We start from the raw sequence: 15,234 nt of genomic DNA, 5'->3' as shown, positions 1-15,234 counted from the left end.
GGCTTATGTTTCGTTCGCGCAATTCTTGCTGATTTGGAGCGGCAATTTGCCGGAAGAGACGCCGTGGTATCTGCCGCGCTCGACCGGCGGCTGGCAGTGGTTCGTCGGCTTGTTAGCGCTCTGCCAATTCGCATTGCCCTTCATTCTCTTGCTGTCGCGGCGAATCAAACGCAACTATCGAACGCTCGGCGCGGTGGCGGCATTCATCCTGCTGATGCGGTTTATCGACATCTATTGGCAGATCATCCCGGCCTTCCAGCCACAGGGGGATTGGGCGGCCCATTGGCTCGACACGCTGGTGGCGATCGGGGCCGCCCTGGGAATCGGTGGAATCCTGTTGGCGGCATTTTTTCGGCAGGTTGGTAAGCTGCCGCTCGCGCCGCTCGACGAACAACTGCCACCGCCGGAGCAAACGCATGACTGACGATAGGCACCCACAACAAGAACCCAGCAACACGAGCACGGCATTCGAGCCGAGCGACGCCAGCATTCGCGGCATCGTCATCTCGGGCGCTGTGCTCGGCATGGTAAGCGTCGCGATCATGCTGGCCATGGTCCGCGCCTTCGACTTGTTCGCGCGCAACGCGGGGGGCGCGCCGGGCCGCGAGACGGAAACGACGGCCCGAGAGATGCGTTGGCCCCGCGCGCCGCGGCTCGAGGGTCTGCCGCCAGAGCTAGCCGACAAGCAATCGCGCATCGACGCTAGCCATGCTGGATACGGCTGGATCGATCAGAAGCGGCAAATCGCGCGAATTCCGATTGAGGAAGCGATGAAGCTGTTGGTGAGTGAATCGCCCGCGCCGCCGACCGGAAAGCAACCGGCAAACGAGCGGCTGGAATTCCAGCGAACGCATCCCCCTGGACCATCCAGCTCGGGGCGAGTGGCAAATGGCGAGTGACAAGTTGGACGCAGCGGAGTTCGCCGGAATTCCGAACGTGACGCGGTAGGTTGAACTGATTCTGGCGAATTCAGCTACGGAAAGGCGAGTAACGAGGATCCAATGCGACTACCCATCTGTTTTGCAACTTGGCTTCTCTGTCTGCTCGTCTCCTCCGCGATGGCCGGCGACGCTTTGCCACCACTATTGCACGGCGTGAACATCGAGCAGCATCTCGGCCAGCAAACGCCGCTCGACTTGCAGTTTCGCGACGAAGCGGGCCATGCCGTCCGGCTCAGCCGCTATTTCGGCGCCAAACCGGTCATTCTCGTGTTGGCCTATTATCGCTGCCCGCGGCTTTGCACCGAAGTGCTCAATGGGCTGGAACACGGATTGGAGGGGATCGCATCGCTCGATATTGGACGCAACTTCAACGTTCTGACGATTAGCTTCGACCCGCGTGAGACGCCTGAGCTGGCGTCGGCGAAGAAAGTGGTGTACGTCGAAAAATACGGCCGCCCCGGCGCCGCCGGCGGCTGGCATTTTCTCACCGGCGACCAAACTTCGATCAAGCAACTCACTGAGGCGGTCGGCTTTCATTACAACTATGACCCGCGCTCCGACCAATTCGCCCACGCCAGCGGCATTATGGTGCTGACGCCGGATGGCAAGCTGGCCCGCTATTTCTACGGCATCCAGTATTCTCCGCGCGATCTGCGATTAGGATTGGTCGAGGCCTCCTCCGGCAAGATCGGTTCGCCGGTCGATCAATTGCTGCTGTTCTGCTTTCACTACGACCCGACGACCGGGCAATACACGCCAGCGATCATGAATTTCGTCCGTCTGGCGGGCGCGGCGACGCTGGCCGCTCTCGGAGCTTTCCTCCTCAAGATGTGGCGCAGCGAGCGGCGAAAGAGTCGCAGCGCGCCGATTCCCGCGGGATAAGTCATGCTCGCGCAACTACAGTTATTTCCCGATCAAGCCTCGACGAGTGCCGTGCACGTCGATCGCCTGCTGGTCTTCTTGCTGTGTGTCACCGGCTTCTTCGCGCTCTTGATCGTGACGCTCGTGATCGTCTTCGCCGTGAAGTACCGCCGCCGCTCGGGCACAGCAACGACGCCGAGGATCAAGGGCTCGACTAAGCTTGAGGTGTTTTGGTCCGTCGTCCCGCTGGCGTTGGCGATGATCATGTTCGTCTGGGGAGCGGACGTGTATTTTCGCCTCGCGCGCCCGCCGGACAGCACGCAAGACGTCTACGTCGTCGGCAAGCAGTGGATGTGGAAAATCCAGCATCTCGGCGGACAGCGCGAGATCAACGAACTGCACGTCCCGCTCGGCGTTCCCATCAAATTGACGCTCACTTCCGAAGACGTGATCCACGATTTCTTCGTCCCTGCCTTTCGCACTAAGGTGGATGTGCTGCCGGGCCGATACGTGCACACTTGGTTTCAGGCGACGAAGACCGGCCGGTTTCATCTCTATTGCTCGCAATACTGCGGCACGAACCATTCCGGAATGATCGGCACGGTCGTCGTCGCGGACCCGGCCGAGTATCAAGCGTGGCTGAAAGATCGCGCGGAAGGCTCACTCGCGCTCGAAGGCCGCAAATTGTTTCTCTATTACCGCTGCGTCACCTGCCACAGCGCCGATGCCCAAGCCCGCGCCCCGGTGCTCGAGAATCTTTATGGCCGGCAAGTGCCGCTCAACGACGGCCGGACCGTGACCGCCGACGACACGTACCTCCGCGAATCGATCTTGAGTCCGGATGCCAAGATCGTCGCCGGCTACCAGCCGATTATGCCGACTTTCCAGGGGCAAATCAGCGAGGACGATCTAATCAAGTTGATCGAATTCATCAAGGCGCTCGGGCTGGGCGAGACGCCGCCGCGGATCGACTCGGCCATGCCGCCGGTCGCTCAACCGCCCGCCGCGCAACCTCCGGCCGCAGCGCCCGTTGTTCCTCCAGCACCGGGATCGAACCCATGAGCACGACCGAAATCACCGATCCCTTCAGCCCGCAGGCCAAAGTGGATCATCCAGTTAAGGCGGAGCCGAATTATCTGAACGTCGCCTTCGGCGTGCGGTCCTGGCTGTTGACGAAGGACCACAAGCGAATCGCGCTGCTCTATCTGATCTCGATCACGATCATGTTCTTTATCGGCGGCGCCGCGGCGACTTTAATCCGCTTGCAATTGATGACGCCGAACTCCGAACTTGTGCGCACCGAGACCTACAATAAGCTGTTCACGATGCACGGCGTGATCATGGTGTTCTTTTTCCTGATCCCATCGATTCCGGCCGTGCTGGGGAATTTCTTCGTGCCAATGATGATCGGGGCGAAAGACCTCGCCTTTCCGCGGCTGAATCTGCTGAGTTGGTACATTTACCTCGTCGGCGCGGCGCTTACGCTATGGGCCATTATCAGCGGCGGCACCGACACCGGCTGGACTTTTTACACTCCCTATAGCACCACCGCGTCGAACACCAATGTCCTGCCGATGGCGCTGGGCATCCTGATTAATGGGTTCTCGTCGATCCTGACCGGGCTCAACTTCGTCGTCACGATCCATCGGATGCGGGCGCCCGGATTGACCTGGTTTCGGTTGCCGCTGTTCCTCTGGTCGATTTACGCCACGTCGATCATCTTTCTGCTGGGAACGCCCGTGCTGGCCACGGCGCTGGCGCTCGTCGCGGCCGAGCGAACATTGCACATCGGCATCTTCGATCCGGCGCTGGGCGGCGATCCGGTCCTGTTTCAACATCTGTTCTGGTTCTATTCGCATCCGGCCGTGTACATCATGATCCTGCCGGGCATGGGGGTCGTGAGCGAGGTGCTCCCCTGCTTCGCGCGAAAAACGGTGTTCGGCTATAAAGCGATCGCGTTCTCCAGCGTCGGCATCGCAGTGATCGGTTTTTTCGTCTGGGGGCATCACATGTTCGTCGCGGGCGAATCGGTTTACGCCGCAATGGCCTTTTCGTTCATGAGCTATCTCGTGGCGATCCCCTCGGCGATCAAGGTCTTCAACTGGACGGCCACGCTCTACAAAGGATCGATCTCCTACGCGACTCCAATGCTGTTTTGCCTGGGCTTCATCGGGCTGTTCACGATCGGCGGGCTGACGGGGCTGTTTCTGGCGGCGCTCGGAATGGACGTACACGTGCATGACACCTACTTCGTGATTGCCCATTTTCATTTCATCATGGTCGGCGGAATGGTGATGGCCTACATGGGCGGGCTGCACTACTGGTGGCCGAAGATCACCGGCCGCTTGTATCCGGAGGGCTGGGGAAAGCTAGCCGCGCTGATCGTCTTTATCGGTTTCATTCTCACGTTTCTGCCGCAGTTCGCGCTGGGCTATCTTGGGATGCCGCGGCGGTATGCGCATTACGCGCCTGAGTATCAGGTGCTCAATGTAATGTCGTCGGCCGGAGCGTCGATTCTAGCCGTCGGCTATTTGCTGCCGCTGGTCTATCTCATCTGGTCGCTGCGGTATGGAAAGCTGGCGGGTCCGAACCCATGGCAAGCCACGGGGCTCGAATGGCAAACCGCTTCGCCGCCGCCGCCCGACAATTTCGAGAGCACCCCTATCGTCACCGCCGAGCCCTACGAATACTCGGGCTGGGAGCCGGAGCAAAATGGCCACTGAAACCGTGCTCGTCGAACATCAATTCGCCACGCTCGAACAGCAGCACCGCGCGGCGACGCTCGGGATGTGGGTCTTTCTCGCCACCGAGATCATGGTGTTCGGGGTGTTGATCTGCGGCTTCGTTTCATATCGCGCGATCTATTCCGACGCCTTTGAAGCCATGAGCAGCCATCTCAACGTCGGCATCGGCGCGATCAACACGGTCGTGCTGTTGACGAGCAGCTTGACGATGGCGCTGGCCGTCTACTCGATTCAGGTCGGCAATCTGCGGATGACGTATTGGTGCCTGGCACTCACCGCCGCGCTCGGTACAGCGTTCCTGGTTCTCAAGGGAGTCGAGTATTACTCCGACTACGTCGACAATCTGATGCCGAGAATCGCATTCAAGCCCGAGGCCGACGAATGGAGGTCGCTGGGAATCGATGGAGCGAAACACGTCGAACTTGCCTTGACGTTCTATTACTTCATGACGCTCTTGCACGCGCTGCATCTCACCATCGGCATCGCCCTGCTCCTATTCCTTATCATTGCAGTGTCGCGGCGGACTGTCACTCCCCAGCGTTACATGCCGGTCGAGATCATCGGCCTGTATTGGCATTTCGTCGACGTCGTTTGGATCTTCCTGCTGCCGCTGCTCTATCTGATCGGCACGCACAAGACCTTCTGGTAACCATTGGCATTTGTCGGACGCAAGCCATGTCGTTGAACCCCGAATCCCGAATCCCGAGCCCCGAGTCTCCTGCCTCCGCACTGACTCCGCGCACCTACGTCAATATTTTCATCGCGCTCATCGTGCTGACGCTCCTGACCGTCGGGCTTTCGTTCCTCGATCTTGGTCCCTGGCACCTCGCAGCGGGAATGGGCATTGGCATCGTGAAGGCCCTACTGGTAATCTTGTTCTTCATGCACGTCCTCCATAGCAGCCGATTGACTTGGATCGTCATCGCGGCGGGACTGTTTTGGCTCGCAATCTTGATCGGCGGAACCGTGTCGGACTACCTGAGTCGAGGATGGCTGGAATTCTGAATGTCGAAACGATGCTGAACGATGCGTCGTGGAACGCCGCCGAGGGCGTTCCCTACAGTTCGGCGACGCCGACTTTAGGGAACGGCCTCTGTGCCGTTCCGAATCCGCTCTGACCTCTCATTCCAATGGCCCATCGCGTCGTAATCATCGGCGGCGGCTTCGGGGGCCTGGTCACGGCTCGGGGCTTGCGGCGCGCGCCGGTCGAAGTGACGCTCATCGACCGTCACAATTATCACCTCTTCCAGCCGCTGCTCTATCAGGTCGCCACTGGCACGCTCTCGCCAGCCAATATCGCCTCGCCATTGCGGGCGTTGCTCAAGCGGCAGAAGAACGCTCGCGTCCTGCTGGCGGAGGCCCGCGAGATCGACGTGGCTGGCCGGCGCGTGATCGTCGACGAGGGGGAGTTGCAATACGACACGCTTGTCGTGGCGGCCGGCTCGAGCCACAGCTACTTCGGCCACGACGAATGGAGCGCCTTCGCCCCCGGACTCAAATCGATCGAAGACGCAACCACAATCCGTCGCCGGATTCTGCTGGCGTTCGAAGAAGCCGAGCGCTGCGGAGATTCCGAAACGATTCGCATTCTGTTGAACTTCGTTGTGGTTGGCGCGGGACCGACGGGAGTCGAGCTGGCGGGGCAAATGAGCGAAATCTCCCGCCACACGCTCAAGGGCGAATTCCGCGCTATCCATCCCGAGCAGGCACAGGTCTCGCTGATCGAGTATCAGGATCGCGTGCTGCCGACGTATCCCCCGGATCTTTCCGCGCGGGCGCTGAGATCACTCGAGCAGCTCGGCGTCAACGTGCTCACTGGCGCCGAGGTGACACAGGTCGAGGAGGACAAAATCACCTACCGCCGGCACGGCGAAACGCACGTGTTGCCGGCCCGAACCATTCTTTGGGCCGCAGGCGTGAGAGCTTCTCCGCTCGGTCAAGCGATTGCGGCGGCAACGGGCGCCGAGACCGATCGAATCGGCCGCGTCATCGTCGAGCCCGACGTGACCGTCCCCGGCCATCCGGAGATCTTCATCATCGGCGACCTCGCCAACTACCGCCATCAAAACGGCAAGCCGCTCCCGGGCGTCGCTCCAGTCGCGATGCAACAGGCCCGCTATGTCGCGAAGCTAATCCGCAAGCGACGATCGGGAAAGTCTCAATCGGCCCCAGCCCCATTCAACTATCGCAACCGCGGCACGCTGGCCACGATCGGCCGCTACAAGGCGATCGCCGATCTGCGATTCATTCACCTCTCGGGTCTGCTGGCCTGGCTCGTTTGGCTCTTCGTGCATTTGATGAGCATCGTCCAATTCAGCAATCGCGTGCTGATCTTCGTCCAATGGGGTTGGAGCTACTTTACGCGCGACCGCGCCGCCCGCTTGATCACTGAACAGCCGGGGCGGACGCAGGAATTGCCAAAGGTCGATTCGAGACGAACAGGCTAGCCGAAGCCGCCGTTGCTCACGTCATGTGCGAGATGAACACGGCCACCATGTAGAGCAGCGGGCGACCGAAGCGCATGGCGCTGCGGGCCGGGATGCGGGCCATGAGCACAGACGATTCCCCCGCCGCGGACGCGGCCTCTTTGGCCGCCGCGAACGAATCGCCGCTGGCGACGATCCGCGTCTGATCGCGGTCCCAGGCGATCCAGCGACCGGCATACTCTCCGGAGATACGGAGTTGATGACGCCGCTGGGAAGCCCGTTCCGGAAATCGATCGCGAGAGAAATGCATTTTGGAGCCGCCTTTCGCGTTTCAAATTCTTGTAGGAATTACCCGACAGAGGGGACGCAGGACGAACAAATTAGCAAGAAGATCGCGGGAATCCGCGCGACGAGACGGATGATAGCACGGTGACGAGCGCGAGGATTCCCTTGAGCAAACGATATGCCGTTCGGGCGAGCCGACTTCAATCAATCGCTGGAGTTCAAGCGACTCGTTGGGGCAACGCCGGTAAATGCTCCGACTTCCATGTCCAAGCAGTTTTGCTAAGGCTTGCGCTGGCGAACGGTTGACCCCCGCCGGATGGACCTAATTCGTTGGACGACCAGCGGTCGAAATGGTCGGCGCCCGGCATGGCAGCATCCGAAACAACTGGCGCGGCGGCTTACTAATCAATAGGACGCTTTTGCTTCACCCTCGCCAACGCCTCGCGGCGGCCGATTGACCGCAGCGCGATCAGCGAGGCAAATTGCGATTTGCGCGGCCGCGATTTTCCCTGCTCCCATTGGTAGATCGTCTGCCCCGAGACTCCGACCAACCGCCCATATTCGGCCGCGGAAAACTTCAAGCGCTTGCGCTGCGCTCGAACCGACCGCGCGGAGAAACGGTTCTTGGGGTTCGCCGAAGCGGCAGGTTCGCCGCTGACGGCGCCGCGATTCTGTCGGGTTTCCAACTTTTCGAGCCGCCGCAAGCAAGTCATCAATTGCCGCTTGATCCGCGCAATGTCGCGGCGGTGCTGTGCCGCGGCGCGCTTTGTCGGCGCGATCTGGGCGCGGATTTCCTTCCGCGCCAGCCGGCGAATCTGCTCCTTGAAGGCGGCTATAAAGCTGACCATCGAATCAGGGGCTCGAAACTCGGGGCTGGGGGATTCGGAATCGAGCGGACGCTACGCTTGCCGCTGTCTATTTGAAACTTGTCATTTGCCACTTGTCACTTCTCCATCGGCAGCGGCACTTGGGTTTTCGTCGCCAGATAGGCGAATAGATCGCGAATCTGTTCGGGGCGGAGCTTATCCAACTGCCGCTCCGGCATCATCGATTGGCCGGACGATTTCATCTCGTCAACGTCGTCGGTCGAGAGTGTAAGCAATTCGGTCTCGGTTTGCACGACGACGGCCCGCGGCGACCGCTGGCGAATTATCCCGGACACCAGTCGGCCATCCTTGAGCGTGATGAGTTGCATTTGATAGTCGTTCGGCACGGCCGCGCTCGGATCAACCACCTTTTGCAACACATAATCGATGTTGCCGCGATTGGCGCCCGTCAGATCGGGACCGATCTTGCCGCCCGCGCCATACAGCGAATGGCACGCCATGCAGGTGTTGCTGAACACAAATCGGCCAGCCGCGGCATCGGCGGTCGTCATGAATTCGGGCGTGAGCAGATTCTTGTATTTCTGAAGCTGCTCCTTCGTGTCGGCCGACGAATCGCGGAGCGTGCCCCAAACTTTCGCCAGCTTGTCGTTAATCTGACGGTTTTTGAAATGCTGCATTTGGCGGGCGGCGAGGAGCGAAACATCGCTCGACGGAATCTCCTTCCGCTCGATCGCATCCAACAGCGCCAAGACATAACTTGGCCGAGCGACCAGCGTGTTGATTGCCTCGTGCTTCTGGTCGGCCGACAGCCGCCGATAGCGCGACAGGATCAATGGCGGGGTTCGCGGATCGTCGTACGCGGCCAAGCCCTGCAACGCCCGCAGCAGTAACGACGGATCATCGAGCAGTTCTTGGAGCGCGGCGGCCAAACCAGTCACGTGCGCCTCCACGAGAACATCCACGGCTTGTTGCCGCTTGGCGAGCGGGGCCGCGGAATCGGCCGCCGTCCGCGTGAGCGATTCAAGCGCCGCGCGGTCGCCAAAGATCAGTGCTAGCGCGTCGCTCTCGCCGCGGACTTCGGCGCTCGGGCTGTTCGACAGTTTTGAATAAACCTCGATCCACCCATCGGGCGCCGTTTCATTCCGCTTTCCGCGCAAGGCATCGTGCATTCCCGATAACAGATCGAATTGTGCCGCCGGATCGGTGCCCCAGCCAAGACCTTTCACCAAAGTCGCCATCGCTCCCGCCGCGCGCTTCGGATCGTCGATCAATGCGATCCGGCGCGCGATGAACCGGCGCACGAGCGAAATCCTGCACTGCCGGACCAGTTCGAGGCCCAGCTTGGGATCGGCCGCGATCGCGGGTTCGATGCCATACCAGATCATCAGCGGCAGATCATGATCGCCGGCGTCCTCGCCATGCGCCGCCAGCCCGGCGGCGATTGGCCAGCGTTGGTCCACCGGCATCCGCTGGAGCGCCGCTGCCAAATAGAGCCGCACAAACGCCGACGAATCCTTCCGCGCCATTCGAGCGAATTCGCCACAAGCCGCTGCCGACGGATGCTTATCTTCGACCAAGAATTGGATCGCCCACGCGCGGATATACTCGCTCTCGTGATGGAGTTGCTCGACGAGAAAGGCGGGCATGAGCCCGTCGGTCACGTGCAGCGCCCACAGCGCCCGCAGCTTTCGCGGCACGCTCGCCTCGGCGTCGAACATCCTGTGCAGCTCGGCGTTCACCGCCGTCATGTCGCGCCCGGCGGCGGCGCGCTCCTGCAGAATTCGTCGCCCGTGACGGACATACCAATCGTTCTTGTGCAATTGCAGCTTGACCAGTTCGCCGTCGGTCAGCTTCGTCAGATCGAGGTCGGCCGGCAAGGGGTTCGGCCGGCCGTAAACAATCTTGTACATCCGGCCGCTCGTCCGATCGGTTTGAGCAACATTGTGGCATTCGCCGTTGTCGCACCAATCGGAAACATAGACGCCGCCATCGGGACCATACTTGAGATTCAGCCCGCGGAACCAGACGTCATTGGCAAACAGAAAATCCTTGCCGTGGCGGCCGACATAGCTCGAGCCGCTGCGTTCCAGCAGGTCGTTGTTCACGCGATTGCCGTGGATGTTGCACATGAAGATCGAATCGCGATAGCGGTCGGGCCAGTTGTCGCCAAGGTAGACCATCGCTCCGGCATGGGCATGTCCGCCGCCGGCCTCGCTGTGGATCCCCAGGCCGCCGCGCGACGTGGTCCAATCGCCGCCCCCCCAGTGCAAGTGATCGGAAGTAGCATCGAGCAGCTCGAACGAATAGGGATTGTCGTCCACGCCGTGCATCCGCTTGTAGCGCGCTCCCGGCACGACGTGCCAAAGGTGGCCGATAACGCAGTTCGTGATGAAGGCCTGACCGTAGTCGTCGAAATCCAGTCCCCACGGGTTCGTCGTCCCGCGGGCGACCGACTCGAAGACATGCTTCGTCGGATGGTAGCGCCACACGCCGCCCGTCTGCGCCTCGCGCTCGGCGTCCGTCGTGCCGGGCTTGCCGACCAGCGAGGGAGACGTGATCCCGTTGCAGCCGTAAAGCCAGCCGTCCGGTCCCCAAACGAGCCCGTTCACGATGTTGTGCTTGCCCTTGAGCGACCAGCCGTCGAGCATGGTCACCGGCGCGCCACGTGGCGAATCCCCGCCGCCGGTTGGAATGAACAGCAGCTTCGGCGGCGAACAGAGCCAGACCCCGGCGAAGCCGATCTCCAGGCCGGTGAGATTCGCGACTTGGTCCGAAAAGACCTTACGGGTATCGAAATGTCCCATGTCTTGCTTGTCGCTGAAGATCAGCACACGATCATGTCCCTCGGCGGCCCAGTTCGGATAGGAATAGCACTCGCCGACCCACAGGCGGCCCCGATCGTCGGTCGTGAATCCGATCGGCTGCATTACATCCGGCTCGCCGGCGAACAGTGTCACCTCGAATCCGTCGGGAACGGTCATGTGCCCCGCGGCGACTTGCGGCGGCAGCGGGCGATCGCCGGTGTTCTTGACGATCTCCGCTGCGAAGACCGCTTGGGCACAAAGCACGCAGCCGGACGCGATGGCGATTGTCGTAAAGCGATTCATGGGGACTATTGTAACACAGCGAACAGGATTCATAATGGACTCGGTTTCGTAGCGGAATTCGCCAGAATTCCGAACAATAGACAACTCAGCACGCCCAATACGAGAGTCTTCAACATGATTCGATTCATTTCCTTTTGGCGCGCTATTCTGCTCGTCGGATTGGCGCTCGTCTTGGGAATCGGTCGCTCAGCCCACGCTGACCAACCCTGGGTGGTGTACGACGGCGGCGACGGCCCCGGCAGGGGAAAGCAAATTGTGCTGGTGAGCGGCGACGAGGAGTATCGCAGCGAGGAAGGGCTGCCGCAATTGGGCAAGATCCTCGCCAAGCGTCACGGCTTCAAGTGCACCGTGCTCTTCTCAGTCGATCCCAAGGACGGCACGATCAATCCCAATCTGCACGACAACATTCCCGGCCTCGAAGCGCTCGATTCGGCCGACCTGATGATCATCCTCACTCGGTTTCGCAGTCCGCCCGATGAGCAGATGAAGCACATCGCCGAATATGTGAACTCCGGCCGCCCAATCATCGGCCTGCGCACCGCCACGCACGCCTTCGACATCCCAGACGGCAAGACTTACGCGAAATACGGCTGGCATAGCAAACAATGGGACGGCGGCTTCGGCCGGCAGATTCTGGGCGAGACCTGGATCAACCATCACGGCCAACACGGCAAGCAGAGCACGCTCGGGATCGTTGCCCCCGGCGCAGAAAATCACCCGATCCTCCGCGGCATCAAGAGCGGCGACATCTGGTGCCCGACCGACGTCTACGCCGTCCGACTGCCGCTCCCATCCGATTGCCAGCCGCTGGTGCTAGGCGAGGTGCTCGAAGGAATGAAGCAAGCGGACAAACCGGTCGCCGGCAAGCAAAACGACCCGATGATGCCGGTGGCCTGGGCCAAAACCTACACCAGCGCCTCAGGCAAGAGCGGCCGAGTGTTCACCACCACGATGGGCGCATCGCAGGACCTGCTGAACGAACCGCTCCGCCGCCTGATCGTCAACGCCTGCTATTGGGCCGTCGGCCTGGAAGACAAGCTGCCCGAAAAGGCGAACGTTGAACTCGTCGGCGATTACAGCCCCACGGCATTCAAATTCGACGGCTACAAACGCGGCGTGACACCATCGGACATGCGCGAAAGCCCGTGAAGGAGTGTCACTCGCCGAATGTCCATTGTCTTTCCGAGCATCCTTGCGACGCGGTTGCGCCACGCTTAGAATTGCCGGCAGGCGTTACGCGAGCTTGACGACGCGAGGCCGGCGTATGAGCGGCAATGAGGTGGCGATTGCCTTCAATCGCACGCTACATCAAGCCCTGCCGACTCCGCTGGCCCATGCGTATCGCAAGGCCTACAACAGCCAGACGCCCAAAGAGCTGCACGACAACGCCTGCCTGTTCGGCCTTTGCCTGCTGAGGTTTCTCTCCGTGCTCGGCTTGGCCCTCGTGCGGCAGTTGCGAGTGGCGCTTAGCAAGGAAGAGATCGAGCTGCTCGACAAGCTCGATCGGCCCGCCGAAGGGGATTGGCATCGCTGGCTGGTTCGCGCGGCGCACCGGGTCCGCGAGTCGCACGCTGCGCCCGATTCACTCGGCGCGGCGCTCGATGCGTATCTGCATCGCAAGCGCGATTCCGCGCAGAGCGAATTGCCCTCTACGCTCGGCCAGTTGTTGAGCCATCTGGAGAACAAGGTGGTCGTCCGCAAGGATGCCAATTCGATCGACTTCTTGCTCGTGCTGATCCGCTACCGCAACGACACACTCGGCCATGGCGCGGTGCTCCGCGAGGAATTGAACCAACTCCACGGCGACGCGATTCTGCGGGCTGCGACGGAGTTAGCCTCGACGCTGCCGCTGGGGGATCGCTGGGAATTGGCCTACGTCGCGAAATCGTCGCTCGGCTCAACCGCGGTCGAATGTCAAATGGTCCATCTCACGGGGCCCGATTGGCTCCGGGGCATGCCTCTATCCTTTCCGCGCGGCTATCCGGCCCCATTGCAGGGACACGTTATCGTGATGGCGAAGCCGGGGGGCGCCGAGCATGTCGATCTGCACCCGCTCTTGGTATTTCACAACGAGCGGGTGCTGTTCTTTAACAGCCTCCGCGGCAGATCGCCCGGCTATTTGGAATACGACACGGCGCAAAAGACGACCGTCGAAGCTGCCGCGGCGGACTATGCCGAGTTCAAGGGGCATTTCGGCGCGGCGACCGACGACAGCGCGCCGCAGCCTGCCGAGCGGGGCGAATCGCGGCCGGCGCCGCAGCCGTTTCTGCCGCCGGCCGAGCGGTTCCGCTTCGAGCGATTGTTAGGACGCGGCGGAATGGGCGAGGTGTGGCTGGGCTACGACGAAGTGCTTCGGCGACCCGTGGCGATCAAGCGCGTGCGAGCCGAGTTGCTCGGCAGCGGCACGATCGATCGGCGGTTTTTGCAAGAAGCCCGCGACGCCGCTCGGCTGAGCCATCCGAATATCGTCCAAATTCTCAGCGTGGATAGCGACAGCCAGGGACCATATTTGGTGCTCGAGTTCATGGAGGGGGCGAGTCTGCGGCAGCTTCTGCAAACCGGGCCGCTGCAATTGCCGGTGGCGCTCGCGTATTTGCGGCAAATGCTGCAGGCGTTGCAACATGCTCACGAGCACGGGCTGGTGCATCGCGACGTGAAGCCAGAGAATATTCTGCTCACCAAAGCGGGCGTTCCCAAGTTGGCCGATTTCGGACTGGCCTGGTTGCATGAAGAGCATGAGAGCGAGCAGCCGCGCGAAGAATCGCTCGGCGAAGGGACTCGGCTCTACATGGCCCCCGAACTGCGCGATCATGGCGCGGACCCTTCTCCGCATACCGATCTTTATGCTCTTGGCGTCGCGTTTTACGAAATGCTCACGGCGCGGCCGCCGCAGCACTTCGACGTCCACAAGGTGCCATCCTCCGCCCTGCCGCTCTTCCGGAAGCTGACGCATTTCGATCCGAACTTGCGCTATGAGTCGGCCCAAGCCGCGCTGCACGATTGCCTCGAAATGGAGCGCGCGCTGGAACTGGCGGGGCGAACTCAGGAAGAGACAGTGCGAAGGATCGCGAAAACGACCGAACAATCACTGCAATTGCTCGGCGATGGCCGCGTGGTCGATGCCCAGGCCGGCTTCCAGCGGATTCTGGCAGAGGACCCGGAGAACATTTCAGCTCAAACGGGCTTGCTGCTCGCCCACATCATGACCGGCGACATGGAGCAAGGCGCGGCGCGGTTTCGTGCATTGGCGGCCCGCGCGGCGGACGATGCCGTGCTCGCCCGATTCCGCGCGTTTATCGAGGGGATTCCCGCTCCCGCCGTGCTGCGAATCACGCCGCAGCCGCTCCCATTCAGCTACCGCGTGGCCGATCTGCGCCGCGGGCAGTTCGTGAAGGAATTGATCGAATGGAGCGCCGAGACGATCAATTTGGGGGACGTGGGCGAAGTGCTCGTCGACCTATTGCAGAAGCGACACGATCGACGCGCCGTGCACGACGCGCCGGAGGCGGGCTGGCATCGGCTGCTGTTCGATCTGGACGCGGTGAAAGTCGAGGCCGACTTTCGCTTCCGCTTCAAGATCAAGACGTTTTTCCTGCCGACGCGATTATTGGCCGCCGATGTGACGCTGACGATCACGGCGGAGCCATTTGAGACCTATCGCTTCGTGCGGTATTTGACGTATTCAATGGCCCAGCGATTCAAGCGCGGCGCCGCGGATTTGGTGCGCCCCGAATCGGCCGCGATCTTTGGCTACGACGCGAAAATGGCAAAGGAACTGTGGGACCGATTGAATTGCGACATCCGCCAGGGAATACTAGGGCTATGAATTTGCCCCCCTACGTCGCTATTCCAGCGATCACCGATCCAAAGCTCGAAGTGATTCCGCCGCTCGATCAGTTTCAGATGCTCAATCCGGGCGAGACGCTCATCAAGAGTTATCAGATCCGCGTGCGGCGGCCAAAATTCCCGTGGCTCGCCATGACCATCGCGTTGATCCCGGCGGTTGTGGCTATCGTCTTCTCGTTTAGCGGGGAAGCGTCCCC

The 15,234-nt window shown here is 61.3% G+C and carries 14 protein-coding genes; 11 read left to right on the top strand and 3 right to left on the bottom strand.

The window, feature by feature from the left end:
* The 8 genes from VGY55_10830 to VGY55_10795 all read left to right on the top strand — a co-directional run.
* On the top strand, positions 1–424 hold a 424-nt coding region (locus tag VGY55_10830; GenBank protein HEV2970476.1), incomplete at its 5' end, for a hypothetical protein.
* Positions 417–899 carry a hypothetical protein gene (locus VGY55_10825; GenBank protein ID HEV2970475.1) on the top strand — a complete coding sequence of 161 codons (483 nt, stop codon included), beginning with the start codon at positions 417–419 and terminating at the stop codon, positions 897–899. The genes VGY55_10830 and VGY55_10825, both read left to right, overlap by 8 nt.
* A 102-nt stretch (positions 900–1,001) precedes the next feature.
* Entirely contained in the window at positions 1,002–1,823 is an 822-nt protein-coding gene (locus VGY55_10820) for an SCO family protein (GenBank protein ID HEV2970474.1), read from the top strand.
* A gap of 3 nt (positions 1,824–1,826) precedes the next feature.
* A complete protein-coding gene (gene coxB / locus VGY55_10815; GenBank protein HEV2970473.1) occupies positions 1,827–2,864 on the top strand; it encodes a cytochrome c oxidase subunit II in 1,038 nt (345 codons plus the stop codon).
* Positions 2,861–4,525, top strand: a complete 1,665-nt coding sequence (gene ctaD, locus VGY55_10810; GenBank protein ID HEV2970472.1) for a cytochrome c oxidase subunit I — start codon at positions 2,861–2,863, stop codon at positions 4,523–4,525. Before coxB ends, ctaD begins: the two co-directional genes overlap by 4 nt.
* Positions 4,515–5,195: a cytochrome c oxidase subunit 3 gene (locus tag VGY55_10805; protein HEV2970471.1), complete on the top strand. Its 681-nt coding sequence runs from the start codon at positions 4,515–4,517 to the stop codon at positions 5,193–5,195. Before ctaD ends, VGY55_10805 begins: the two co-directional genes overlap by 11 nt.
* 26 nt (positions 5,196–5,221) lie before the next feature.
* On the top strand, positions 5,222–5,551 hold the full coding sequence (locus tag VGY55_10800) for a cytochrome C oxidase subunit IV family protein (GenBank protein HEV2970470.1): 330 nt from the start codon (positions 5,222–5,224) through the stop codon (positions 5,549–5,551).
* A 125-nt stretch (positions 5,552–5,676) separates the two neighbouring features.
* Positions 5,677–6,993 carry an NAD(P)/FAD-dependent oxidoreductase gene (locus VGY55_10795; GenBank protein HEV2970469.1) on the top strand — a complete coding sequence of 439 codons (1,317 nt, stop codon included), beginning with the start codon at positions 5,677–5,679 and terminating at the stop codon, positions 6,991–6,993.
* A gap of 16 nt (positions 6,994–7,009) precedes the next feature.
* Here VGY55_10795 and VGY55_10790 read toward each other — a convergent pair whose 3' ends face one another.
* The 3 genes from VGY55_10790 to VGY55_10780 form a co-directional block, all read right to left on the bottom strand.
* On the bottom strand, positions 7,010–7,282 hold the full coding sequence (locus VGY55_10790) for a hypothetical protein (protein HEV2970468.1): 273 nt from the start codon (positions 7,280–7,282) through the stop codon (positions 7,010–7,012).
* Positions 7,283–7,658: 376 nt separating this feature from the next.
* Entirely contained in the window at positions 7,659–8,105 is a 447-nt protein-coding gene (locus VGY55_10785; protein ID HEV2970467.1) for a helix-turn-helix domain-containing protein, read from the bottom strand.
* 95 nt (positions 8,106–8,200) lie between these two features.
* A complete protein-coding gene (locus VGY55_10780) occupies positions 8,201–11,191 on the bottom strand; it encodes a PVC-type heme-binding CxxCH protein (protein HEV2970466.1) in 2,991 nt (996 codons plus the stop codon).
* A gap of 114 nt (positions 11,192–11,305) precedes the next feature.
* Here VGY55_10780 and VGY55_10775 point away from each other — a divergent pair, with 114 nt between their 5' ends.
* The 3 genes from VGY55_10775 to VGY55_10765 all read left to right on the top strand — a co-directional run.
* Positions 11,306–12,340: a ThuA domain-containing protein gene (locus tag VGY55_10775; GenBank protein HEV2970465.1), complete on the top strand. Its 1,035-nt coding sequence runs from the start codon at positions 11,306–11,308 to the stop codon at positions 12,338–12,340.
* 115 nt (positions 12,341–12,455) lie between these two features.
* On the top strand, positions 12,456–15,017 hold the full coding sequence (locus tag VGY55_10770) for a serine/threonine-protein kinase (GenBank protein ID HEV2970464.1): 2,562 nt from the start codon (positions 12,456–12,458) through the stop codon (positions 15,015–15,017).
* Positions 15,014–15,234 (top strand): hypothetical protein (locus VGY55_10765; GenBank protein HEV2970463.1); only part of this gene is annotated, 221 nt, incomplete at its 3' end. The genes VGY55_10770 and VGY55_10765, both read left to right, overlap by 4 nt.

This window comes from Pirellulales bacterium (assembly GCA_035939775.1).
Lineage (GTDB): Bacteria > Planctomycetota > Planctomycetia > Pirellulales > DATAWG01 > DASZFO01.
This window is presented reverse-complemented; position numbering and strand designations above follow the sequence as displayed.

Coding starts and splice junctions, on each gene's coding strand:
- ctaD (HEV2970472.1), top strand. CDS start 2,861: ATGAGCACGACCGAAATCACCGATCCCTTCAGCCCGCAGGCCAAAGTG.
- VGY55_10785 (HEV2970467.1), bottom strand. CDS start 8,105: ATGGTCAGCTTTATAGCCGCCTTCAAGGAGCAGATTCGCCGGCTGGCG.
- VGY55_10775 (HEV2970465.1), top strand. CDS start 11,306: ATGATTCGATTCATTTCCTTTTGGCGCGCTATTCTGCTCGTCGGATTG.
- VGY55_10825 (HEV2970475.1), top strand. CDS start 417: ATGACTGACGATAGGCACCCACAACAAGAACCCAGCAACACGAGCACG.
- VGY55_10800 (HEV2970470.1), top strand. CDS start 5,222: ATGTCGTTGAACCCCGAATCCCGAATCCCGAGCCCCGAGTCTCCTGCC.
- VGY55_10820 (HEV2970474.1), top strand. CDS start 1,002: ATGCGACTACCCATCTGTTTTGCAACTTGGCTTCTCTGTCTGCTCGTC.
- coxB (HEV2970473.1), top strand. CDS start 1,827: ATGCTCGCGCAACTACAGTTATTTCCCGATCAAGCCTCGACGAGTGCC.
- VGY55_10780 (HEV2970466.1), bottom strand. CDS start 11,191: ATGAATCGCTTTACGACAATCGCCATCGCGTCCGGCTGCGTGCTTTGT.
- VGY55_10805 (HEV2970471.1), top strand. CDS start 4,515: ATGGCCACTGAAACCGTGCTCGTCGAACATCAATTCGCCACGCTCGAA.
- VGY55_10770 (HEV2970464.1), top strand. CDS start 12,456: ATGAGCGGCAATGAGGTGGCGATTGCCTTCAATCGCACGCTACATCAA.
- VGY55_10790 (HEV2970468.1), bottom strand. CDS start 7,282: ATGCATTTCTCTCGCGATCGATTTCCGGAACGGGCTTCCCAGCGGCGT.
- VGY55_10795 (HEV2970469.1), top strand. CDS start 5,677: ATGGCCCATCGCGTCGTAATCATCGGCGGCGGCTTCGGGGGCCTGGTC.